General features: G+C 67.0%; 25 protein-coding genes and 1 tRNA gene. 9 read left to right on the top strand and 17 right to left on the bottom strand.

Annotation, left to right across the window (positions count from 1 at the left end):
• Positions 1–75: 75 nt before the first annotated feature.
• The 3 genes from AC1DY7_RS01270 (at position 76) to AC1DY7_RS01260 (ending at position 1,505) form a co-directional block, all read left to right on the top strand.
• Positions 76–675 carry a DUF5994 family protein gene (locus AC1DY7_RS01270; protein WP_477491829.1) on the top strand — a complete coding sequence of 200 codons (600 nt, stop codon included), beginning with the start codon at positions 76–78 and terminating at the stop codon, positions 673–675.
• A 130-nt stretch (positions 676–805) separates the two neighbouring features.
• On the top strand, positions 806–1,291 hold the full coding sequence (locus AC1DY7_RS01265; protein ID WP_477491828.1) for a DUF5994 family protein: 486 nt from the start codon (positions 806–808) through the stop codon (positions 1,289–1,291).
• Positions 1,292–1,346: 55 nt separating this feature from the next.
• Entirely contained in the window at positions 1,347–1,505 is a 159-nt protein-coding gene (locus AC1DY7_RS01260; RefSeq protein WP_477491827.1) for a DUF6307 family protein, read from the top strand.
• A 42-nt stretch (positions 1,506–1,547) separates the two neighbouring features.
• On the opposite strand, the gene AC1DY7_RS01255 is transcribed toward AC1DY7_RS01260, so the two are convergent.
• Positions 1,548–2,240: a GAF and ANTAR domain-containing protein gene (locus tag AC1DY7_RS01255; RefSeq protein ID WP_477491954.1), complete on the bottom strand. Its 693-nt coding sequence runs from the start codon at positions 2,238–2,240 to the stop codon at positions 1,548–1,550.
• Between the two features lie 132 nt (positions 2,241–2,372).
• A tRNA-Tyr gene (locus AC1DY7_RS01250) sits at positions 2,373–2,455 on the bottom strand.
• A 97-nt stretch (positions 2,456–2,552) separates the two neighbouring features.
• On the opposite strand from AC1DY7_RS01250, the gene AC1DY7_RS01245 reads away from it, so the two are divergent.
• Positions 2,553–3,044: a YajQ family cyclic di-GMP-binding protein gene (locus AC1DY7_RS01245; protein ID WP_477491826.1), complete on the top strand. Its 492-nt coding sequence runs from the start codon at positions 2,553–2,555 to the stop codon at positions 3,042–3,044.
• Between the two features lie 66 nt (positions 3,045–3,110).
• Here AC1DY7_RS01245 and AC1DY7_RS01240 read toward each other — a convergent pair whose 3' ends face one another.
• The 4 genes from AC1DY7_RS01240 to AC1DY7_RS01225 all read right to left on the bottom strand — a co-directional run bounded on the left by AC1DY7_RS01240 (position 3,111) and on the right by AC1DY7_RS01225 (position 6,921).
• A complete protein-coding gene (locus tag AC1DY7_RS01240; protein WP_477491825.1) occupies positions 3,111–3,626 on the bottom strand; it encodes a hypothetical protein in 516 nt (171 codons plus the stop codon).
• Positions 3,627–3,974: 348 nt separating this feature from the next.
• On the bottom strand, positions 3,975–4,385 hold the full coding sequence (locus AC1DY7_RS01235; protein ID WP_477491824.1) for a hypothetical protein: 411 nt from the start codon (positions 4,383–4,385) through the stop codon (positions 3,975–3,977).
• A gap of 186 nt (positions 4,386–4,571) precedes the next feature.
• Positions 4,572–5,039, bottom strand: coding sequence for a hypothetical protein (locus AC1DY7_RS01230; protein WP_477491823.1), 468 nt, complete (start codon positions 5,037–5,039; stop codon positions 4,572–4,574).
• A gap of 46 nt (positions 5,040–5,085) precedes the next feature.
• The gene (locus AC1DY7_RS01225) at positions 5,086–6,921 is read right to left on the bottom strand and encodes an alpha/beta hydrolase (RefSeq protein ID WP_477491822.1); all 1,836 of its coding nucleotides are present in this window, start codon (positions 6,919–6,921) and stop codon (positions 5,086–5,088) included.
• A 110-nt stretch (positions 6,922–7,031) separates the two neighbouring features.
• Between AC1DY7_RS01225 and AC1DY7_RS01220 the strand changes: the two genes are divergently transcribed.
• Positions 7,032–8,057, top strand: a complete 1,026-nt coding sequence (locus tag AC1DY7_RS01220) for an NAD(P)H-dependent glycerol-3-phosphate dehydrogenase (RefSeq protein WP_477491821.1) — start codon at positions 7,032–7,034, stop codon at positions 8,055–8,057.
• Between the two features lie 50 nt (positions 8,058–8,107).
• Here the strand turns inward: AC1DY7_RS01220 and AC1DY7_RS01215 are convergent, their stop codons facing one another.
• The 5 genes from AC1DY7_RS01215 to AC1DY7_RS01195 form a co-directional block, all read right to left on the bottom strand.
• Entirely contained in the window at positions 8,108–8,323 is a 216-nt protein-coding gene (locus AC1DY7_RS01215; protein WP_477491820.1) for a hypothetical protein, read from the bottom strand.
• A 289-nt stretch (positions 8,324–8,612) separates the two neighbouring features.
• Complete coding sequence (locus AC1DY7_RS01210) at positions 8,613–9,164, bottom strand: hypothetical protein (RefSeq protein ID WP_477491819.1); 552 nt, start codon at positions 9,162–9,164, stop codon at positions 8,613–8,615.
• Between the two features lie 18 nt (positions 9,165–9,182).
• The gene (locus AC1DY7_RS01205) at positions 9,183–9,482 is read right to left on the bottom strand and encodes a hypothetical protein (protein ID WP_477491818.1); all 300 of its coding nucleotides are present in this window, start codon (positions 9,480–9,482) and stop codon (positions 9,183–9,185) included.
• A 106-nt stretch (positions 9,483–9,588) separates the two neighbouring features.
• A complete protein-coding gene (locus AC1DY7_RS01200) occupies positions 9,589–11,058 on the bottom strand; it encodes a sensor histidine kinase (RefSeq protein WP_477491817.1) in 1,470 nt (489 codons plus the stop codon).
• Positions 11,055–11,837, bottom strand: coding sequence for a response regulator transcription factor (locus AC1DY7_RS01195; protein ID WP_477491816.1), 783 nt, complete (start codon positions 11,835–11,837; stop codon positions 11,055–11,057). Before AC1DY7_RS01195 ends, AC1DY7_RS01200 begins: the two co-directional genes overlap by 4 nt.
• A 347-nt stretch (positions 11,838–12,184) precedes the next feature.
• Between AC1DY7_RS01195 and AC1DY7_RS01190 the strand changes: the two genes are divergently transcribed.
• Positions 12,185–14,326, top strand: coding sequence for a SulP family inorganic anion transporter (locus tag AC1DY7_RS01190; RefSeq protein WP_477491815.1), 2,142 nt, complete (start codon positions 12,185–12,187; stop codon positions 14,324–14,326).
• Positions 14,327–14,386: 60 nt separating this feature from the next.
• Here the strand turns inward: AC1DY7_RS01190 and htpX are convergent, their stop codons facing one another.
• On the bottom strand, positions 14,387–15,259 hold the full coding sequence (htpX, locus tag AC1DY7_RS01185; RefSeq protein ID WP_477491814.1) for a zinc metalloprotease HtpX: 873 nt from the start codon (positions 15,257–15,259) through the stop codon (positions 14,387–14,389).
• A gap of 65 nt (positions 15,260–15,324) precedes the next feature.
• Positions 15,325–16,332 (bottom strand): nonaprenyl/(2E,6E)-farnesyl/geranylgeranyl diphosphat synthase, encoded by a 1,008-nt coding sequence (gene grcC1 / locus AC1DY7_RS01180; protein ID WP_477491813.1) that lies wholly within the window; start codon positions 16,330–16,332, stop codon positions 15,325–15,327.
• 24 nt (positions 16,333–16,356) lie between these two features.
• Between grcC1 and menJ the strand changes: the two genes are divergently transcribed.
• Positions 16,357–17,574 carry a menaquinone reductase gene (menJ, locus tag AC1DY7_RS01175; RefSeq protein ID WP_477491812.1) on the top strand — a complete coding sequence of 406 codons (1,218 nt, stop codon included), beginning with the start codon at positions 16,357–16,359 and terminating at the stop codon, positions 17,572–17,574.
• A gap of 3 nt (positions 17,575–17,577) precedes the next feature.
• Here the strand turns inward: menJ and ppnP are convergent, their stop codons facing one another.
• Genes ppnP through AC1DY7_RS01160 form a run of 3 tightly spaced genes read right to left on the bottom strand, consistent with a single transcriptional unit; the run spans position 17,578 to position 19,514 of the window.
• Positions 17,578–17,862 carry a pyrimidine/purine nucleoside phosphorylase gene (gene ppnP / locus AC1DY7_RS01170; protein WP_477491811.1) on the bottom strand — a complete coding sequence of 95 codons (285 nt, stop codon included), beginning with the start codon at positions 17,860–17,862 and terminating at the stop codon, positions 17,578–17,580.
• 33 nt (positions 17,863–17,895) lie between these two features.
• The gene (locus AC1DY7_RS01165) at positions 17,896–18,831 is read right to left on the bottom strand and encodes a CobW family GTP-binding protein (RefSeq protein ID WP_477491810.1); all 936 of its coding nucleotides are present in this window, start codon (positions 18,829–18,831) and stop codon (positions 17,896–17,898) included.
• Positions 18,828–19,514: a demethylmenaquinone methyltransferase gene (locus AC1DY7_RS01160; RefSeq protein WP_477491809.1), complete on the bottom strand. Its 687-nt coding sequence runs from the start codon at positions 19,512–19,514 to the stop codon at positions 18,828–18,830. Before AC1DY7_RS01160 ends, AC1DY7_RS01165 begins: the two co-directional genes overlap by 4 nt.
• Before the next feature lie 95 nt (positions 19,515–19,609).
• Between AC1DY7_RS01160 and AC1DY7_RS01155 the strand changes: the two genes are divergently transcribed.
• Both AC1DY7_RS01155 and AC1DY7_RS01150 read left to right on the top strand, forming a co-directional pair.
• Positions 19,610–20,434: an SDR family oxidoreductase gene (locus AC1DY7_RS01155; protein WP_477491808.1), complete on the top strand. Its 825-nt coding sequence runs from the start codon at positions 19,610–19,612 to the stop codon at positions 20,432–20,434.
• 26 nt (positions 20,435–20,460) lie between these two features.
• Positions 20,461–21,285: an alpha/beta fold hydrolase gene (locus AC1DY7_RS01150; RefSeq protein WP_477491807.1), complete on the top strand. Its 825-nt coding sequence runs from the start codon at positions 20,461–20,463 to the stop codon at positions 21,283–21,285.
• 2 nt (positions 21,286–21,287) lie between these two features.
• On the opposite strand, the gene AC1DY7_RS01145 is transcribed toward AC1DY7_RS01150, so the two are convergent.
• Positions 21,288–22,415 carry a glycosyltransferase family 4 protein gene (locus AC1DY7_RS01145; RefSeq protein ID WP_477491806.1) on the bottom strand — a complete coding sequence of 376 codons (1,128 nt, stop codon included), beginning with the start codon at positions 22,413–22,415 and terminating at the stop codon, positions 21,288–21,290.
• Between the last annotated feature and the right edge of the window lie 3 nt (positions 22,416–22,418).

Genomic DNA, 22,418 nt, shown 5'->3' with positions numbered 1-22,418 from the left:
TAGCTTTTCAGCCCTTGTGTCATCGCAGATCTGGAATTATCTGGCTTATTCCGAGCCAACGACAGGAGCGTCCTCGTGACGCAGCAGGATGTCCTTCTCGACGTGCGCACGTCGCCGACGGCAGGCCCATCACGGCTCCAACTCAAGCCGAAGTCTCCTACATCTGGTTACGTCGGCGGTGCTTGGTGGCCGCGCGGCACCGACCTGGCGGCCGAACTGCCAGATTTGTTGACGGAGCTTGCAATTCAGTTGGGTCCCGTCAACCGAGTCCTCTACCGTCTCGGTGAATGGACGGTCGACGACAGGAAAGTGGTGATCAACGATCACGTCGTCCGTCTCGACGGATACCGATTGCAGCCGCCGGCAACGATCGAAGTGCAAGGGGCCGACCTCGGACGGATCGTCCTTCTGGTCATCCCGCCCTCGACGGACCCCGACGATGCACACCGCATCATGGAGACCGCCTCCACTCCGGGAAACAGCGACACCGTTTCCCCGCGCCTCCTGACAACCGGCGTCCAATCCCGATTGGCGTGCACGAGCATGGGCAGCGTCCTGCGCTATACCCGGGCGGCGGGGACGGAGTGGCCCGCACACAGCCGGTACCCCGAGGTACGGTCCATTCGCGCCGTGCGCCCCTCGTCCCCTCAGGTGCGAGAACTCGCATGCGTATGAGCCACAGCCCCTTGTTCTCCCATCCGATCTCGCCGGTTTCGCCGTGTCAGACCGATTGCTATGACGTGGCGCCGATCGTGTTCTCGGACAGATCCGGGGCTGCTGTCGACGGTCGCGGGGCGAGTTCTCGATGAACCGGATCTTGCACCGATCCGCGCGGTCGGCGCGGGTGTCGCTGGCGACCGAACTCGGAACCGGAGTCGACGGGGCGTGGTGGCCATGCGGTGCTTCCGTAGCTGCCGAACTGCCGGAGCTGGTCGCTGCCCTGCAGCCGCAATTGGGCGTCATCGATGACATCTGCGTCAACTGGTCGGTCGCGGAAGGCCCGTCAGAGCTTCGGGTGACCGCTGTGCCGGTAACCGCGGTCACGGATGCGGGCCGCCCTCCGATGATGCGCATCTGCGGAAAACGCGCCAGCGCCATGCTGCTGGTGGTGCCGAGCACAACGTCTCTGGGTCTGGCCACTCTCGTGCTCAGGCGCGCCGCCGGGCTCGACACCCGCAGTTTTGAATCACTCACAGAATTGGGGCAGTGCGCTCACCGGGCCATCTCGGCAGCCCACGAGGAGAGTTATCAGTGGGCGCCACCACGGCGCCGACAGCGCCAGGCTGTATGACCGCCGGCCTACCCATCGCAACTCCGACAGCTCGATTTCAACCAAAGGAAAACGCATGACTTCACCCACCGCATTTCGCTCGCCCTACGAGAAGCGTGTCGACCTCGTCAAACAAACGCTGATGTCGGCGTCCTCGCTTGACGACGATCTCGCCGCCAAGCTCGCAGTACGAGTGCTGCACACACTCGATTCCATGCCGGAGAAGAGTCGGTAAGACGCGTCCGCCGGCACAGCTCGATCTCGCCGTTGTGTGGCGTTACTCCCCCCGTGTGTCGATCACGCGCTGCGCAACGTCGATGAGCTTGGTATTGGTGTCCTGCGACAGTCGGCGAAGCATCGCGAACGCGCGGACATCGTCGATCTTGAAGCGCTCCATGATGACGCCCTTGGCCTGGCCGATGCGGTCGCGCGTCGACAGCGCAGACTGCAGCTGATCGCCTTCGCGGCTCGCCAAGATCGCTGCCGCAGCATGCGCAGCAAGGACGCTGCCCACCGTTTCTGCTTCGCTGTCCCACAGGTTGGGCTCGCGACCGAACAAGTTGAGCGCCCCCGCAGTACGGTCGGCGGTGTAGAGCTTGAAAGACAACGCACTGAGCAGCCCCAATTCGGCGACCTGTGGCGCGTACCGCGGGAAGCGCGGCTCATCGCGGAAATCGTCTGTGCGAACGATGATTTCGTCGAGTGCGGCATGCAGGCAAGGCCCTTCCCCGGTGGCCAGTTGCAGATCGTCGAGTTTGAACATGAGGTCCGAGGTGGGTGCAAGAGTTTTGTGACTTCCGCCCGGGCCGATGAGCAGCACGCCGGCGATGTCGACACCGGGAATCAGTTCCTTCGCGGCGGCGGTGACATCGACGAGTACATCATCGACCGAGCGCAGCGTTATGTTCCTCGCCAACTCCGCCATGCGAAGGGCGAGTTCGTGGTTCTGCGACGTCATCAGGCTCATCATGCCCCAGCCACAGGCGGCACCCATCGACATCACCACACCAATCGCGCGGAGTTCGGCGCCTTGGCGACAATCCGGGGCAGTTCGGCCCCACAAATGCCTCAGGCCCCCTCCGAAGAGGGGGCCTTTCCAGCGTGGCAGGTACAGGATTCGAACCTGTGTAGGCGTTAGCCGACGGATTTACAGTCCGCTCCCATTGGCCGCTCGGGCAACCTGCCGGGTGTCGCACCGCCGGAGTCCGGTTTGGTGCGAGGAGAAGACTACAACGAGGATGTACCTAAGACGAAAACGGCCTATCCGGAGAGGGAGGATCCAATGGCGGATTCCAGCTTTGACATCGTGAGCAAGTTCGATCGCCAAGAGGTGGACAACGCGCTCAACCAGGCAGCCAAGGAACTGGCGACCCGTTTCGACTTCCGGGGCACCGACACCACCATCGAGTGGAAAGGTGACGAAGCCATCGAGATCGTCAGCTCCACCGAGGACCGAGTCAAGGCCGCCATCGACGTGTTCATCGAGAAGCTCGTTCGCCGTGACATCTCGATGAAGGCGTTCGAGGCAGGCGAGCCGCAGGCCTCCGGCAAGACCTACAAGGTGACCGGCACGCTCAAACAGGGCATCGACAGCGAGCAGGCCAAGAAGATCACCAAGCTCATCCGCGACGAGGGCCCCAAGGGCGTCAAGGCGCAGATTCAGGGCGAAGAGGTCCGGGTCAGCTCCAAGAAGCGCGACGACCTCCAGGCCGTCATCTCGCTGCTCAAGGGCGCCGATCTGGACGTGGCGCTGCAGTTCGTCAACTACCGCTGAGTTCCACATACGCAAAGAGCCCGGAGACCATGGTCTCCGGGCTCTTTCCGTTGGTATGAAAGCCAATCAGTCGTTGGGGTTCGGGTCCGTCCCACCGTGCGTGATGGCGTCGGCGAACTGCTTGGGCGCGCGCAGCAGACCGCCGGCGAGCTCGGCGGGAGCCTGGCCGAGGCGGACTGCGGTGACGACCGGTGCGGTAGCGATTACCTGCGCGCCAGTCATCGCCTGACTCGGTAGTGCGGGAATGCCACACGGATCGGTCTGGTTGCCGTCACCATCCGGCGGGCAACCCACGTTGGCCAGGTTCGCGATGGACGGGAGGCCACAAGTGCTGTTGTATTGCTTGCCGCCGACCGGCTTCGGCTGCGCGCATCCCACTCCGGCGAGATTGCCCGGGGCCACCGCAAGGCCGCCTGCTATGTCCTGCGGTGCTTGCACCACCTGTTCGGCAATGGTGCATGGGATCGAGGTGAATCCCGGAGCACAGCTCGCCTGCGCGGGTGCTGCGGCCGTCAAGCCACCAAGGCCGGCGATACCGACGGCGCCGAGTACGGCGGCGACGAAGATGAGAATTCTCTTCACTGCTACTCCTATGTGAGGAAAGACACGCGCAAACGAATTGCGATCAGATTAGCTCAAGATTGCCCGTTTGGCTCCGCCATTGGGGTCGCTGCAGCAACGTCTCACACGGCGCCAGAAATGCGCTGAACAGTCGTTATGCCGCTGATCTGACGTAACTGCAAGTTTGCGCAGCCAGTGGCCTCAAAGAATTTTCGTTATCAAATAAATGATCTTGAAATTGATTGAAAATGCAATCAAATGCGATCGCAAGCATTTGCGAAATCAAATAAAACGGGCCGACCCGCGAACGCACCGGCAACGCAAAGTGCCCGGAGGCACCACCGCCTCCGGGCTCCTTACGGTCAGGTACTACTCCGACTCGGGGTCCGTACCGCCGTGGGTGATGGCGCGGACGAACTGGCCGGGCGCGGCCGCGAGGCCACCGGCCAGCTGACCCGGCGCGGACGCAAGGCCGCCCGCGATCTGACCCGGCGCGTTCGCAAAGGCGTTGGCCACGGTCTGCGGCCCGTTGACGATCGTTTGGGCGCCGGCCGCGGCCTGCGCCGGCAGGGTCACCACGCCATAGGCGAGCTGGAGGGGCGCCGCGGCGAGACCACCCGCGAGTTGCCCGGGCGCCTCGGCCACGTTGGTCACGATCGTGCAGGGGATCGACGTGAACGACGGGGCGCAGGCGGCCTGCGCGGGCGCCGCGGAGGCGAAGGCAAAACCGCCGAGGCTGGCAGCGCCGATCATGCCGGCGACGATGAGGGTGCTCTTCACTGACTTCTCCCAGGGAATCGAAATATAGTTGCAGACGCAAAATTTGACTAGGCACAGAGTAACGCGCCCGGAAGGAATTTGTCGGTCAGTCAATTGACAGAGGTTGTACGCCGTTCGACTGACAGTGAGGGGACGCCGAAACCGCGCCGGCCGCCGGCCGCACGCGTGGTTCAGATCAGTCCCGGGTCAGTTGTCTTTCAGCAGGTCTTCGGTGATGGGGTGGCCGATCGTCGCCCCGTCGTTCCGATGATCGGTGGCATCCCGGCATTCGCCGAACACGGTGTAGGAGATCCGGCCGTCCACATGAGCCCGCCCCATCACCACCATCACGCCGTCCTTGTTGATGACGGTTCCGTAGGGCTTCTTGCCCGGCGGCGGCCCGTCGGTCCACCCCGCGGCCACCATCGCCGCCGCAACCTGGCGCGCGTAGACGTCCGCCACCACGCCCGCGGGCAGCACCGAGCTCATCTCCACCTTGCCGCGATACGGCGGCTCCCCCTGGTCATTGCACGACTCGAACGAGAAGCCACCCGAAACACCTTGCAGGCCAGCCACTTTGCGCAGTTGCCTGCCCACGTCGACAACCTGCTCGGTCGCCTGGCCTGCAGTCAGCGGGTTGGCCGGCTGATCGGGATCGAGGTGTCCGGAATTCATCCCACACCCTCCTAACGTCAACATGGCAGCGACGGTCGCCGCGACCCTATTTGTATTCATGGTCTGTCGTCACCGAACTTCCTGACCGGTCTGCTTCGGGGTCGATGAACGCCGGTGAGCCGGGGATGTCGGAATCGATGTGCGGCAACGGCACGTCGATCCCGAACGGCAGATCGACGTGGTCGGGGGTGGTGATGTGCGGCTGGCGCCGCCCCTCGGCCAGCAGGCCGTCCCCCTCCAGTCGGTCTGCGTTCCCGCTGGCGATATCGGTCATCGCGCGCAACGATTCACTCCCCATGTCGTAGTAATGCGAATGGTCGTGGGTGCTCACGCCACCATGCCCCGCCACCTCCGCGTCGAACCGCACCGAGCCGAATGCATCCCCGGCCGGGTCCGTCCCCAGACCGGCCTGCAGCCCCGCCGGGTACCCCACCTGCTGATTGAGCACGTTGGCCGGTATCGCGCCGGGGGTGCCGACCCAGCTGACCGGGTCGGTGGACGCCGAACCGACGTAGACCTGCCCCCCGTCCAGGTGGAAGTCCGCCGCGCTCTTGGCCAGATCGGTTCCGGGACAACCGATCAGCACGGCATCGTTGGCCCGCATGCCGCTGCCCGCGAAGGCGTCGGCCACTGTGGTGGAGCCGTACGAGTGACCGATCACCGTCACACGAGAGGACCCGTCGTGGGTGGCCGACAGACCGTTGACGTCGGCAGCCAGCAGGCTCCCGCCTTGGCGCGCGAGATCTGGGTTGGCGATCCGGAGGTCGCTGAAGCCGTCCGGCGCGTCGTAGCCCATCCACATGATGACCGCGGTCGGGTCATCGGGATCGGCGAGCGCGGACTGGTCGTAGAGGTTGATGGCGTCGTTGTGGCCGTCGGCCAGCCACCCGTCACGCACGCTGCTGCCGGTGCCGGGCACGATGACGGCGGTGTTGCGGGCCTTGTCAGGGTTTCCGATCGCGATGGCGGCGCGGCCCTGCCCGCCGTCGGCGAGTGGCTGGTAGCCCCACAGCATCACCGGCCGCGGGTTCGCGGGGTCCGAACCGCGCTGGTGCGCCAGCCCTTCGCTGGTGCGGCGGGCGTTGTAGAAGCGGGTGGCGTCATCCTGCGTCAGCCCGAATTTGGCCGGGTCCTTGATGACCTCGTCCTCGGACACGCCGTGCTGGCCGGCCACCTCCCGCACCCGGTTCAGGTCGCCGTTCATCACGGCATGATTCACCTTGTCGCGAATCTCGGCGGGGATGCCGTTGAGGTTGCCCAGCTCCGCGGGATGCTCGGCGACGTAGCGGTCCCGTTGTTCCTGCGGCAGCGCATCCCACCACTTCTTGACGTCTTCCGGCGTGGAGCCGGCCGCCGGAATCTGCGGCAGCGCCGGCGCACCGGGCGGCGGCTGCGGGGACGCCGGCCCGGTAACAGCGGCGCGGACGGCCTGCGCGGTGTCGCGGTCGATCTCGTCGTAGAGCGCCAGCAGTTTCTTGATGATCGCGCTCCACGCCAGCGCCAGCCCGGTGAACACCGGCGGCAGGAACGGCGGCGCCGTGCACGTTCCGTCGTCGGCGACCTGCCACCCCAGCGCACGCAGTCCCGCCACGAGCGACAACAGACCGGTGCGCGTCGCTGATAGTTGGGCGCCACCGCGCTGCATGGCCGCCTGGCAGGCGAGCAACCCCCCGCGCAGGCGTTGCATCTTCGCGATGTGGGATTCGGCCCGGGCGATGGCGGCGTCCGCGGCCGTACCCGACCACGACCCGCGCAGTGCGGCGATGACCTGCCGCTCGCCGGCGATGGCGGAATCGAGTTGGGCGATCTTGGCGCCGAGCTGGGAAGCGGCGGCCAACAAGGTCTCCGGATGCGACGCCGCAACCTGCGAGATCGAAGCCAATGAAACCCCACCCCCAACCGACCCCTTCGATCGTCGCACAGCGCGGGAGGGTTTCCGCGCAACAAACGAATCGGCCACGAACGCGGGGACGGCAAAACTAATCTGGCCGAATGGCAGCTGCGCAACGCGAACCGAACGTCGTCGTCCTGGGTGGTGGATCGTGGGGCACCACCGTGGCGTCGATCTGCGCCCGGCGCGGACCGACCCTGCAGTGGGTGCGATCCGAGGAGACCGCCAAGGACATCAACGAGAATCACCGCAACTCCCGGTATCTCGGCGACGAGGTGGCGCTGCCCGACGGACTGCGGGCCACCACCGACTTCTCCGAGGCCGCCAACTGCGCCGACGTGATCGTCATGGGCGTGCCCTCGCACGGCTTCCGCGGCGTGCTGCAGGAGCTGGCGAAGGAGCTGCGCCCGTGGGTCCCCGTCGTGTCGTTGGTGAAGGGCCTGGAACAGGGCACCAACATGCGGATGAGCCAGATCGTCGACGAGGTGCTGCCCGGGCACCCGGCCGGCATCTTGGCCGGACCCAACATCGCACGCGAGGTCGCCGAAGGCTATGCCGCCGCAGCCGTCCTGGCGATGCCGGACCAGCACCTCGCCGCTAACCTGGGACAGTTGTTCCGCACCAGGCGATTTCGTACATACACCACCGATGACGTGGTGGGTGTCGAGATGGCCGGCGCGCTGAAGAACGTCTACGCGATCGCGGTGGGCATGGGCTATTCACTGGGCATCGGTGAGAACACCCGGGCCATGGTGATGGCTCGTGCGGTGGCCGAGATGTCCAAGCTGGGCGTGGCCATGGGCGGTCATCGTGACACCTTCGCCGGCTTGGCCGGAATGGGCGACCTGATCGTCACGTGTACCTCGCAGCGCAGCCGCAACCGGCACGTCGGCGAACAGCTCGGGCAGGGCAAGACGGTCGAGGAGATCATCGCCTCGATGAACCAGGTGGCCGAAGGCGTGAAGGCCGCCTCGGTGATCATGGAATTCGCCAAGGAGTGCGGGATCACCATGCCGATCGCGCGGGAGGTCGACGGGGTGATCAACCACGGCGCCACGGTCAAGGACGCCTACAACGGATTGATGGTCGAGAAGCCCGGCCACGAGGTGCACGGCTCCGGCTTCTGAAATGCATTGACTCCCTCCCCCTTTCGGGGAGGGAGTCGCGCAATGCAGGTCTAGCGGCCTTCGAGGGCGGCGATGCGGGCCGGGCCGTGGTGGCCGTGCCAGCCGGGCTGGGCGGACGGCGCCGGGTGCGCCTTGACCTCGGGGCTGTAGGAGTAGCCCGGGCCGACGGGGGTCTGAGTGGCCGCGGCGGCGGTGCCGGCCAGGCCGAGTGCTCCGGCGCCGATGATGCCGGCGGTGCAGATTCCGAGTGCGAGGTTCTTCATCATTTCTGGTAATCCTTTGTGTGAGTGGCTTTCTCCGTTGAGATAAGAATGCCCGGATTCACGCGGGCGATCTGTCGGGTGACCGGTGGATGCACCGGGTGAAGTCGTTGTCCCCTGATCAGGGGAAGCGGAGGAAGCCGCGCGAGTGTGCACGCAGAGTGCGATGGGGCGCGAAACGACGATCTGAGAGCACGCTCGGCGCCCCGACTCGTTGACTTGTCGGCTATGGCGCAGAAGTGCGGGTAACTACCGCCCTGACGGACGAGTCAACGCGCGAGCGCGCAAGGGGCGATCAGTTGAAGAACGGGTTCCGATCGGAGCCCTCGGGCCGGTCCACCAGAGGGTTCGTCTGGTTCAGGATGAAGCTGCCCGTCGGGCTGAGCACGAACCCGGACTGGTCGAACGAGTTCTGGCAGGTGGTCATCACGCCGTCGGTGCCGCAGGTGATGTTCTTGTAGCTGATCTTCTGATTCGGCAGCAGCGGGTTGATGCGCCCGACGAGCGACGCGTAGATCGGCGCGCCGCTCTGCGCAAACGCGGGCGGTCCGACCTGTCCGCCGGTGACGACGTTCGCAGCTTGCGGCGGGGCCGGGATCTGACCACCGCAGCCGTAGTCACCGGTGGTGCGCATCATGATGCAGCTGAGTCCGCCCGGGACGACGAAGGCGTACGCCGAGCCGTCCATCACCGTGAACTCCGAGGGCTTCGCCATCGCGAAGCCACCGATGTTGGGTGGTGGAGGCGGCGCGGGGGCGGGCGCCGGGTCGGCTGTGGCCATGCCGGGCAGCCCGAACGCCGCGGCGCTCGCGGCGCTCACCACTGCGATCAGCATCTTGCTCAACATGGCCACACCCTAACCTGGTCACCTCGCGCAGGCCAGATCGACGTAAACAGTCGTGTACCGCACGACCTCCTGCGTATTGCCGCGCGGGAACGCCTTCAGTTCGGTGATATCCCGGCCGGGACGCACCCCGCTGACGCTGCACTGATCGAGCGTGCCGGCCCCCACCTTGGTGGTGATGACCTTGTAGCCCTCGGACTCCAACTGGTTGATGGTCTGCTGCGCGGTCGACGGGCCGGTCGGCGCGGCGCCGGCCGGAGCGGCCAGGGCCAGTCCGGCGGCGGCCAGTCCGACGGGGATGAGTGCGAGCGATCTGAACATGCGATTCACCTTTCGGGTATTTCTGAATACCCTTCCAGGATATTGGCTTTCGGCGCGAAAACCACCAATGCATATCAAATGCAAACAATGGCAATTCAGGGCAAATTCATACCAATTGCGCAGCGTGCACCAGCGGCAAGACGACCGTGAAAGTCGTTCTTTCAGAAGAGGACTGGACGGTCACCGAGCCCTTGTGCGCCTCGACGATGGACGCAACAATGGCCAGCCCCAAACCGGTGCTGCCCAAATCCCGAGACCGGGACTTGTCGGCCCGGACAAATCTCCCGAACAGGTTCGGCACCAATTCCGCATCAATTCCCGGACCGTCGTCGGTGACCGTCAGGAGAGCCTTATCACCGTCGGTGTCCAGCCCGATCGCCACGGTCACGCCGGGCGGCGTGTGCATCCGGGCGTTCGTCAGCAGATTGCCGAGCACCTGGTGCAGCCGCGCGCGGTCGCCGCGCACCCAGACCTGTTCCTCGGGCAGCCGCGACACCCAGTGATGTTCGGGTGCCGACACCGCGATGTCATTGACCGCGTCGACCACCAGATCGGCCAGATCGACGTCGTCGGTTTCCAGGTCCTGGCCTTCGCCGAGCCGGGTCAGCAGCAGCAGATCGCCCACCAGCCCGGTCATCCGCCGGGCCTCGGCCTCGATGCGGGCCAGGGCGTACTCCGTGGTCGGCGGCAGGTCGGCGCTGTCCTGGCGGGTCAGCTCCGCATATCCCTGAATCGCGGCCAGCGGCGTGCGCAGCTCATGGCTGGCGTCCATCAGGAACTGCCGGGTCCGCCGATCGGAAGCGGCCAGTTCGGCCAGCGCGCTGTCCACGTTCGCCAGCAGCTGGTTCAGCGCCTCCCCCACCACACCGACCTCGCTGTCCGGGTCGGTGTAGCGCTCCTGCACGCGGGCGTGGATGCGCGGATCGTCGGCATCCAGGCGCAGGGTGGCCACCTTGGCCGCAGTGGACGCGACCCGGCGCAGCGGCCGCAGCGCATACCGCACCACGATGACCGTGCCCAGCGCCGTCACCACCAATGCGACGACGATGATCGCGGCGAGGGTCATCGTCTTGCGGGCGATCACGTGGTTCGCGCTGTCCAGCGACACCCCGCACAGCAAAACGTCACCGTCCGTGGACATTTCGCTGGCCAAGCGATACGCCCCCAGCTCCGGCAGCTTCACCGTCCGGGGGCCGGCCGCCGACCAGTCCAGCCCGTCGAGCGCGTCCACGACGGCACGCGGCGCCGCGCGTGGTTCCCCGTCGGAGAACACCGCCGACTGCACCACCTCCCCGTCGTGCAGTACCGCAATGAGGTTGCCGGGGGCCTGTCCCACGAACGCCGACAGCTCGTCGCCGTCGATCACATGCTCGGCGTCATCCTGCTTGAGCTGGAATTTGTGGAAGGAATGGCTGAACGCCGCCAACGACCGGGACAGTTCGGTGTCGCCCATGGTGCCGACGTAGGTGCGCAGGCTGTACACCGACAGCACGCCGACCGCGAGCAGCACGACGGTCACGATCGCTGTCACGCCGAGCACCAACTGCCGGCGCAGCGACCGCGGCCACCAGATCACGCCGGCTCGTTGGACGGTCGCAGCATGTAGCCCACGCCGCGCACGGTCTGGATCATCGGCGCCTGGTCGGCATCGACCTTCTTGCGCAGATACGAGATGTACAGATCAACGATGCTGGATTTGCCGCCGAACCCGTAGTTCCACACCCGGTCCAGGATCTCGGCCCGGCTGATCGCCCGGCCCGGATTGCGCATCAGGTACCGCAGCAGTTCGAACTCCGTGCCGGTCAGCGCGAGCGGCGCGCCCGCCCGGGTGACGTCGCGGCTGGCGCCGTCGAGGGTGAGATCGCCGACGGTCAGCACCTCGTCGGCGGGCGGCGTGGTGTGGCTGGACCGGCGCAGCAGCCCGCGCAGGCGGGCCACCAGCTCCTCGAGGCTGAACGGCTTGGTCATGTAGTCATCGGCACCGGCGGTCAGCCCGGACACCCGGTCCAGCACGGAGTCCCTGGCGGTGAGGAACAGGGTCGGGGTGTACCCCTGCGCTTCCCGGACCCGCGCCAGTATCTGCATGCCGTCGATGTCGGGCAGCATGATGTCGAGCACCACCACGTCGGGCTCGGTCTCGTCGAATTTGGCGACGCCGTCGTGACCGCTGTGGGCGACGTCGACCACCCAGCCCTCGTAGTGCAAAGCCATCTTGACCAGGTTGGTCAGGGCAGGCTCGTCGTCCACCAGCAACACCCGGATGGGCGATCCGTCGGCGCGGTGGATCTTGGGCAGTTGACCGAGAATCGCCTGGCGAGGTTGGTGGGTCCGAGGAGGTAGCGACATCGTGGCCATACAACCATTCTGCGGATTTCGCAGCGTACTGTCACGAAGTTCATAGCGAGTTCTTAGACGGTACAACGATATGACCCAGGTCACCTTTCCTGTTGTCAAGTGACGCGTAACGAAACAATCTGCGGTACATCACTTTTCACAGCACAATGAAAGACAGCACACAGCAGAACATTTGGGTTCGGTATGCAAGACCGGATCTTCCTTGACCGTCCGTCGAACCGATAAATACGCTGGCTCATAGCAATTGCCCCGCAGAATCTCGTAACTGCCTGCACTGCACAGTATTTCGATTCCAACGACGACAATGACGTCGTTTGCACCCTCAATCCCGTGATGGGAGTTTTCACATGCGGCAAACAATTCTGCGGTACGACTTACCGGCTTCGCTGGTGGTGTTCCTGGTCGCGCTGCCCCTGTCCCTCGGCATCGCCGTCGCCTCCGGGGCACCCGTGCTGGCCGGCCTCATCGCGGCCGCCGTCGGCGGCATCATCGCCGGCGCGATCGGCGGCTCACCGCTGCAGGTGAGCGGACCGGCCGCCGGCCTGACCGTCATCGTGGCAGGCCTGGTGGCCGAGTTCGGCTGGAAGGTCACCTGCGCCATCACCGTGTGCGCCGGCATCCTGCAGGTGCTGTTCGGGCTCAGCCGGATCGCCAGGGCTGCCCTGGCCATCTCACCGGTGGTTGTGCACGCGATGCTCGCCGGCATCGGCATCACCATCGCCCTGCAGCAGGTGCACGTCCTGCTCGGCGGCAGCTCGCACAGCTCGGCGTGGGCCAACGTCACCGAACTGCCCGGCCAGCTGGTCGCCGCGCACGGGCCCGGCCTGTTCCTCGGCGCACTGGTCATCGCCATCTTGGTGGGTTGGCGCTGGGTGCCGGCCCGGCTGCGCAAGGTGCCAGGACCGCTGGTCGCCATCGTCGGCGTCACCGCGTTGAGCGTCGTGGCGGCCTTCGACGTGCCCCGCGTCCAGCTCGACGGCTCACTGCTGGATGCGTTCGCCCTGCCGGGCCTGCCCGAGGGCAACTGGGGAGCCTTCGCCACCGGCGTGCTCACCGTCGCCCTGATCGCCAGCGTGGAGAGCCTGCTGTCGGCGGTGTCGGTGGACCGGATGCACACCGGGCCGCGCACCGACTTCGACCGCGAGCTGATCGGGCAGGGCGCTGCGAACATCGCCTCCGGCGCCGTCGGCGGCCTCCCGGTCACGGGCGTCATCGTGCGCAGCTCCACCAACGTCACCGCGGGCGCGAAGACCAGGGCCTYGGCCATCCTGCACGGCGTCTGGATCCTCGTGTTCGCGGTGCCGTTCGCCGGGCTGGCCCAGCTGATCCCGTCGGCGGCGCTGGCCGGTCTGCTCATCGTCATCGGTATTCAGCTGGTCAAGGTCGCGCACATCCAAACCGCGCGTCTCACCGGCGATCTCGCGGTCTACGTCGTCACGGTCCTGTGCGTCGTGTTCCTCAACCTGCTGGAGGGTGTGCTCATCGGACTCGCCCTGGCCGTCGCGCTGACGGTGTGGCGCGTGGTGCGCGTCAAGATTCAGGCCGAGGAGGTCGCGGAGAACCAGTGGCGGGTCGACATCGAGGGGTCCTGCACCTTCCTCTCACTCCCGCGGCTCACCAGCGCGCTGGCCACGGTGCCGGCCGGCGCCGACGTGACGGTCGAGTTGTCGGTCGACTTCCTGGACCACGCCGCACATGAGGCCATCGAGGAATGGCGCCGCCAGCACGAGACGACCGGCGGAACGGTGCATCTGCACGACCTCGGCGCCGTCGAGATGGGCAGCGCCGTGGACGGTCCGCCCGAGCGTGGGTTCACCCCGTTCGACAAGCGGTCCGGCGTGGCGCCGTGGAGTTCGTGGCAGCAGAAGCACGTGCCGTCCATGCTGCACGGCCTGGCGAACTACCACCGCAGGACCGCGCCGGCACTGCGCCCGCACCTCAAGGAGCTGGCGGACGTGCAGCAGCCCGAGACGCTGTTCCTCACCTGCGCCGACTCCCGGGTGGTGCCCAACGTGATCACCAGCAGCGGCCCCGGCGATCTGTTCACCGTCCGCAATGTCGGAAACATGATCCCCGCCGGCCAGCAGGACGCCTCGGTCGAAGCGGCCATCGCCTTCGCGGTGGATCAGCTGGGCGTGTCCTCGATCGTGGTGTGCGGGCACTCCAGCTGCGGCGCGATGAAGGCGCTGCTGCACGGAGCTCCGGACGACAAGCACCTGAAATCATGGCTGGCGCACGGCAACCCGACGTTGGAGGCGTTCCGGCGCGGAAACCACCCGGTGGCACGGTCTGCGGCGGCGGCCGGGTTCGGGGAAGCGGATCAGCTGTCGATGGTGAACATCGCCGTGCAGGTGCAGACCCTGGCCCAGCATCCGTTGCTCACGGCGCATCCGGAGATCGAGGTGATCGGGTTGTTCTACGACATCGCCAGCGCCGACGTCCTGCGGGTCACCCCGACCATCGTCGAGACCCTCGTCGACGCGGCCTGACCCCACTGTGATTTGTGCACGTTTCGTAACGCCTGGCGTTACGAAACGTGCACAAGTCGCTCAGAGGCGGCGGCCGGCCATGTCCTCGAGGCGACGGATGCGATCCTCCATCGGCGGATGGGTGGAGAACAGCTTGCCGATCTTCTCCCCCGCCCGGAACGGGTTGGCGATCATCAGATGCGCCTGGTCGGCCAGCTGCGGCTCGGGCGGCAGCGGCGCGGCCTGCACACCGTAGGAGATCTTGCGCAACGCGCTCGCCAGGCCCAGCGGGTCACCGGTCAATTCGGCGCCGGACTGGTCGGCCTGGTACTCACGGGACCGGGACACGGCCATCTTCACCACCGTCGCGGCGATCGGACCCAGCAGCGAAACCAACAGCATCGCAAAGGGATTGGTGCCGCCCTCGCGGTTCCCGCCGAACATGCCCGCGAACATCGCGATGTTGGCAAGTGCGGTGATCACCGAGGCCAGCGCACCCGCGACGCACGAGATCAGGATGTCGCGGTTGTACACATGCGACAGCTCGTGGCCCAGCACGGCGCGCAGTTCGCGCTCGTCGAGGATGCGCAGGATGCCGGTGGTGCAACAGACCGCGGCGTTGCGCGGATTGCGGCCGGTGGCGAACGCATTGGGTGCGTCGGTGTCACTGATGTAGAGCCGGGGCATGGGCTGGCGCGCAGTGGTCGCGAGTTCGCGGACGATGCGGTACATCGCCGGCGCCTGCATCTCGGTGACCGGCTGCGCGTGCATGGCCCGCAGCGCCATCTTGTCGCTGTTGAAGTAGACATAGGCGTTCATGCCCACCGCGAACAGCACCGACAGCCACAGAATGGACGGGTTGCGGAACAGCGCTCCGATGAACACGATCAGCGCGGACATGCCGACCAACAGCATGAACGTCTTCAACCGATTGGCATGTGGATGCCAGGTCATCTGCTTCCCTTCCTACGAAAGTCCCCGCTCATGTAACGCCGAGCCACCCCCGCAGGTTCCTGCACCTAGCCGTGCCGGTTGGCGGTGTAGTCCGCCAGCGTTGCCAGTGCGGCCCGCCCGGGGCAGTCGGGCAACAGATCCAACTCGGCACGGGCCTGGCGGGCGTAATCGGCCACCGCCTCCTTGGCCCGTGTCATACCCGGGGACCGGCGCAACAAATCCAGCGCCTCCGCGACCTTGTCGTCGTCCTCGACCGGACCGGCCAACAGCTCCCGAAGCCGGTCGGCGTCGGCACCCTGTTCACGCAGGGCGTACAGCACCGGCAGGGTGTGCACCCCCTCGCGCAGGTCGGTGCCCGGCAGCTTGCCCGACTCGTCGGGGTCGCTGTCGATGTCGATGATGTCGTCGGAGATCTGGAAGGCGGTGCCGACGATGCCGCCCAGCCGGGCCAGCCGCTCGATCTGCTCCTCGTCGGCGCCGGAGAACGTGGCACCGAACCGGCCGGACGCCACGATCAGGCAGGCCGTCTTCTCGTAGACCACCTTCAGGTAGTGCTCCACCTCGTCGGCACCGGTCACCGCGCCGCGGGTCTCGCGCATCTGCCCGGTGACCAGTTGGGCGAAGGTGTCGGCGATCACCCGCACCGCCTCCGGGCCCAGCCGGGACACCAACCGCGAAGCGGTCGCGAACAAGTAGTCACCGGCCAGGATGGCGATGTTGTTGCCCCAGCGGGCGTTGGCGCTGTCGGCCCCGCGGCGCACCTGGGCCTCGTCCATGACGTCGTCGTGATACAGCGTCGCCAGGTGCACCAGCTCGATCACCGCGCCGGCGATGGCGACGTCGGGGTGATCGGGCTGCGGCCCCAGCGACGCCGCCAGCACGGTGAACAGCGGCCGGAAGCGCTTGCCACCGGCCTGGAACAGGTGCTGCACGGCCTCGGCCATCAGCTCATCGGCTTTGCCCAGCTCGGTGGACATCAGATCTTCGACGCGCGCGACCCCCTCGCGCACCCGTGCGGCAAACTCCGGGTCCCCGAAGTCCACCCCCGCCACCACACTCGCCGGTGTCCTCATTCGTCCAACATACTGTGAGGCGTTATGAGGCGAGCAGATGTGGTTGTCGTCGGGGCCGGACCCGCCGGTTCGTCGGCTGCTGCGTGGGCGGCTCGCGCCGGGCGTGACGTGCTGGTGATCGACTCGGCGCAGTTCCCCCGCGACAAGGCGTGCGGTGACGGGCTGACCCCGCGCGCGGTCGCCGAGCTGGAACGCCTCGGTCTGGGAACGTGGTTGGACGGGCGGATCCGGCACCACGGTCTGCGGATGTCCGGGTTCGGCGCAGACGTCGAGATCCGCTGGCCGGGGCCGTCGTTCCCGTCGACCAGCAGCGCCGTGCCGCGCACCGAACTCGACGACCGGATCCGGATGGTCGCCGCCGACGACGGCGCGAAGATGCTCCTCGGGGCCAAAGCGGTGGGTGTGAAACATGATGCGCGAGGCGCGGTGTCGACGCTGACCCTCGACGATGGCACCGAGATCGGCGTGGGCACACTGATCGTCGCCGACGGTGCCCGCTCGACGCTGGGCCGGGCCCTGGGCCGCACCTGGCATCAGGAGACCGTGTACGCGGTGGCGATCCGGGGGTACATCGCCAGCCCGCGCGCCGCCGAACCGTGGCTGACCTCACACCTCGAATTACGTTCCCCCGAAGGCGAAATCTTGCCCGGCTACGGCTGGATCTTCCCGCTCGGCAACGGGGAGGTGAACATCGGGGTGGGCGCGCTGGCCACCGCGAAGCGGCCCGCCGACGTCCGGCTGCCGCGGCTGATGTCCTACTACGCCGGGCTGCGCCGCGAGGAATGGGATTTCACCGGCGAACCCCGGGCCGGCCTGTCGGCTCTGCTCCCGATGGGCGGCGCGGTCAGCGGGGTGGCCGGGCCGAACTGGATGTTGATCGGCGACGCGGCGGCCTGCGTCAACCCACTCAACGGGGAGGGCATCGACTACGGGTTGGAGACCGGGCGGCTGGCCGTCGAACTCCTGGACTCCGGCGATCTCACCGAAGCGTGGCCCGCGGTGCTGACCGAGCATTACGCCCGCGGATTCTCGGCAGCCCGCCGGCTGGCGCTGCTGCTCACCTACCCGCGGTTCCTGCCGACGACGGGGCCGGTGGCGATGCGGTCGGACTTCCTGATGAAGGTCGCGGTGCGGATGATGGGCAATCTGGTCACCGACGAGGACGAAGACCTGGTCGCCCGGGTGTGGCGGACGGCAGGCCGGGCATCACGCCGCCTCGACCAGCGCAAGCCGTTTCGCTGAGCGTCAGCGGTACTCGCACAGGTAGGCCGTCTCGACCTCGGTACGCACCCCGAATTTGCTGTCCGCGGGCACGGTGAACTGCGTTCCGACAGTAAAGGTTTCCCAGTCGTCACGGCCGGGCAGCTTGACCGTCAGCGCCCCCGAGACGACGTGCATGATCTCCAGCGTCGAGGTCCCGAACTCGTATTCGCCAACAGCCATGACGCCGACGGTCGCGGGTCCCGCCGACGTCGCGAACGCGATCGAGGCGACATCACCGTCGAAATACTCATTGACCTTGAACAACACTGCTCCTCGAACTCGGGTGAGCGGTCAGCATACCTAGACCACGTACTTGAGCACTCCGAGGATGGCCGCCTCATCCGCGGGCTCGGTGGTGCAATCCTGCAGCGCCGCGTGCAGGGCGGCGGTGTCCACGTCGGTGCCGATGAACACCAACTCGGTGCCGGCGCGCCGCTGCTTCTCGAACCGCACCGAGCCGCCCACCAGTTGCAGCAGATAACGGTGTTTCGGCCCGAAGTCCACGAAACCCTTTGCCCGGTAAAGGCCTTGGGGCCGGTCACGCAGCAGGGCCATGAACGGGCGCGGGTTCAGGGGCGTGTCGGCGCGGAACTCGATGCTCTGGTACGTCGGGTGGGCGTGGTGGTGATCGTCGTGCGCCAGCTCGTCGAACGACATCTGCGCGCGTAGCGGGCGCGGCGCCGGGTCGATGAGCAGCTGCGGATCGACCCGGGCGAATTCGGTGGGCACCAAAGGCACTCCTGGGTTCAGCGCGCGCACGGCGTCGCAGATCGCATCGAGATCTGTTGCCGCAGAAGCCTTGTTCAGCACCACCAGATCGGCCACCCGCACTCCGTGGCCCAGTTCGGCCGGTGCCGTGGCGTCGACCACCAGGACCAGGCCGGCGTAGTGAAAGCGCTTGTCGTCCACCGCCATGATGGTGCGCGCCAACGCGGGTGGCTCCGCGACGCCGCTGGCCTCCACCACGATGAGGTCCAGCCGCGGCTTGACGGCGGCCAGCTTGCCGAGCATCTCGGCGACCTCACCGTCCTCGGTGACGCAGCAGATGCAGCCGTTGGACAGCGCTGCCATCGCGTCGACCTGACCGGCGACCAGCATCGCATCGATGTTGACTGCCCCGAAATCGTTGACCAGCGCGCCTATTCGGGTGCCGGAGCTGTTGCGCAGCAGGTGGTTGAGCAGCGTGGTCTTACCGGCGCCGAGGTGCCCGGCGACCGCCAGAACGGGAACACTCAAGGCTTGACTGCGGCATGCAGCGCCACGATGCCACCCGTGAGGTTGCGCCAGCGCACCGAACCCCAGCCCGCGTCGGCGATCCGGGCGGCCAGCTCGGCCTGGTCCGGCCACGCGCGGATCGACTCCGCAAGGTAGACATAGGCATCCGGATTGCTGGACACGGCCGACGCCATGGCCGGCAACGCCTTCATCAGGTATTCCTTGTACACGGTCGCGAACGGCCCGTTGGTCGGTGTGGAGAACTCACACACCACCAGCCGCCCGCCCGGACGGGTCACCCGGGCCATCTCGCGCAGGCCTTCGGCGTGGTCGACCACGTTGCGGAGCCCGAAGCTAATGGTCACCGCGTCGAACACCCCGTCGGCGAACGGCAGCTTGGTCGCATCCGCTCCCACCTTGGGCACCGCCCGCGTCGCGCCGGCACGCAGCATGCCCACCGAGAAGTCGGCCGCCACACACCAGGCTCCGGAGGCCGAGAGTTCGACCGTCGAGACCGCCGTCCCGGCCGCCAGATCGAGCACCTTGTCCCCTGGGCCGATCTGCAGCGCGGCGCGCGTCTGACGGCGCCAGAACCGGTCCTGGCCCAGCGACATCACCGTATTGGTGATGTCGTAGCGCCGGGCCACGGCGTCGAACATCGACGCCACCTCATGGGGGTCTTTCTCCAACGTCGCGCGGCTCACCGGACTAAAACTACCTGTGAGTCTCGTACTTCCGGGAATGACCAGGGCGTGGTGCTGTTGCTACCGCACAGGTGCCGACAGGAAAGAGGCAGGACATGGCGGAGAAGGTGTGGTTCATCACGGGGGCATCGCGGGGCTTCGGCCGGGAATGGGCCATCGCGGCGCTGGAGCGTGGCGACAAGGTGGCCGCCACGGCACGCGACACCACCACACTGGACGACCTGGCGCAGAAGTATGGCGACGCGCTGCTGCCGCTGCGCCTGGACGTCAACGATCGCGACGCCGACTTCGCGGCCGTCGCACGGGCCCATGACCATTTCGGCCGGCTCGACATCGTCGTGAACAACGCCGGCTACGGCCAGTTCGGGTTCATCGAGGAGCTCTCCGAAGCCGAGGCCCGGGATCAGATCGAGACGAACGTGTTCGGCGCACTGTGGGTCACCCAGGCCGCGCTGCCGTATCTGCGCGCGCAGCGCAGCGGACACTTCCTGCAGGTGTCCTCGATCGGTGGCATCACCGCGTTCCAGAACGTCGGTATCTACCACGCGTCCAAGTGGGCGCTCGAGGGCTTCTCGCAGTCCCTGGCCCAGGAGGTCGCGTCGTTCGGCATCCACGTCACGCTGATCGAGCCGGGCGGGTTCTCCACCGACTGGGCCGGCTCGTCTGCCAAGCGTGCGACGCCGCTGCCCGACTACGCCGACGCGCACGCCGAGGCCGACCGGGCCCGCAGCCAACGGACCGCCAAGTCCGGCGACCCGCAGGCATCAGCCGCGGCGGTGCTCAAGATCGTCGACGCCGAGCAGCCTCCGCTGCGGGTGTTCTTCGGCGAGCTGCCGCTGCAGCTGGCCAAAGCCGACTACGAGAGCCGGCTGGCCACATGGGAAGCGTGGCAACCGGTTTCGGTCGAAGCGCAGGGCTGACCAACCGATCCGCGTACGGTTGTCCCATGCCCACCATCACCACCGCCGACGGCGTCGAGATCTTCTACAAGGACTGGGGGTCGGGGCAGCCCATCGTGTTCAGTCATGGCTGGCCACTGTCCGCGGACGACTGGGATACCCAGATGCTGTTCTTCCTGCAGCACGGCTACCGCGTCATCGCCCATGACCGGCGCGGGCACGGCCGCTCGGCGCAGGTGGGCGACGGCCACGACATGGACCACTACGCCGACGACCTGGCCGCGGTGGTCAACCATCTGGACCTGCGTGACGCCGTGCACGTCGGTCATTCCACCGGCGGTGGCGAGGTGGCGCGCTACCTGGCCCGGCACGGTCAGGACCGGGCCGCCAAGGCCGTGCTGATCAGTTCGGTGCCGCCGCTGATGGTGCAGACCGAAGCCAATCCGGGCGGGCTGCCCAAGGCGGTGTTCGACGACCTGCAGGCGCAGTTGGCCGCGAACCGCTCCGAGTTCTACCGGGCGCTGCCGTCGGGCCCGTTCTACGGCTTCAACCGCGACGGTGTCGAGCCGTCGGAAGCTGTCATCGAAAACTGGTGGCGCCAGGGCATGATGGGCGGCGCCAAAGCACATTACGACGGCATCGTGGCGTTCTCGCAGACCGATTTCACCGAGGACCTCAAGAAGATCACCTTGCCGGCCTTGGTGATGCACGGCGACGACGACCAGATCGTGCCCTACGAGGACGCCGGTGTGCTGTCGGCCAAGCTGCTGCCCAACGCCACCTTGAAGATCTATCCGGGCTTCCCGCACGGGATGCCGACCACACAGGCCGCCGTGATCAACGCGGACCTGCTGGAGTTCATCCGGTCCTGAGGTCAGGCGGCCTTACGGCGGTGCAGGCCGATGACGGCCTCGTAGTGGCCCAGCAGTTCGTCGCAGACGGCGGGCCAGGTGCGGGCCAGCACGCTACGCCGGGCCGCCGCCGAGTAGCGGGCCCGCTCGGAGATCAGGTGGTCGACGGCGCCGGGCAGCCGGTCCTCGAATTCATCGACGCCGAGCAGCAGACCGGTGTGCATCGGGGCGACCAGATCGCGAGGGCCGCCGGCGTTGGGCGCGACCACCGGCAGGCCGGAGGCCATCGCCTCTTGCACGGCCTGACAGAAGGTTTCGTGTTCACCGGGGTGCACGAACACGTCCATGCTCGCGTAGGCGGCGGCCAGTTCGGCGCCGTAGAGCGCACCGGTGAACACCGCATTCGGCATGAGCGTCTTCAGCTTCGGCTGGTCCACTCCGTCACCGACGACGACCAACTGCAGATCGTCGCGCCCTGCCAGCACGGCCAGGCGCTCCACGTGCTTCTCCGGGGCCAGCCGGCCGACGAACCCGACGATCGGCTTGCCCGCGGGCGAGAGCCTTCGGCGCAGCGCCTCGTCGCGCGCCGACGGCACGAAACCGGTGATGTCGACGCCGCGGCCCCATTTCTGCACCCGCGGAATGCGATGTGCCTCAAGGTCTTCCATGGCAGCGGTGGACGGCGCCAGGGTGCGGTCGGCCTTGCTGTGCAGCCGGCGCGTCCACGCCCACGACACCCGGGACAGCATGCCCATCCCGTAGCTCTCGGCGAACCCGGCGACGTCGGTCTGGAACACGGCCACGGTCGGCACGCCGAGGTGGCGGGCGGCGTGCACGCCACCCCACCCGAGCAGCGCGGGCGAGGCCAGGTGCACCACGTCGGGGTTGAAACCACGCAGCACGTTCACCATTCGCGGCCGCGGCACGCCCAGCGGCAGCGAGGTGACCTTGGGGAACATCTTGGACGGCACCCGGTGAACGCGGACACCGTCGTGCACCCGGTCCGCGGGCGGCTGGCCGCGCGGGGTGTCGGGGGCGATGACGATGACCTCGTGACCGGTGCGTCGGAGATGCTCGATCACCCGAAGCACCGAGTTGGTGACGCCGTTGACGTTCGGGAGGAACGATTCGGCAACGATTGCAACGCGCACGCC

It is taken from the genome of Mycobacterium sp. P2_H7, from assembly GCF_056403275.1.
Note: the sequence above shows the minus strand (reverse complement) of the source record. Positions and strands in the feature narration are given on the sequence as shown.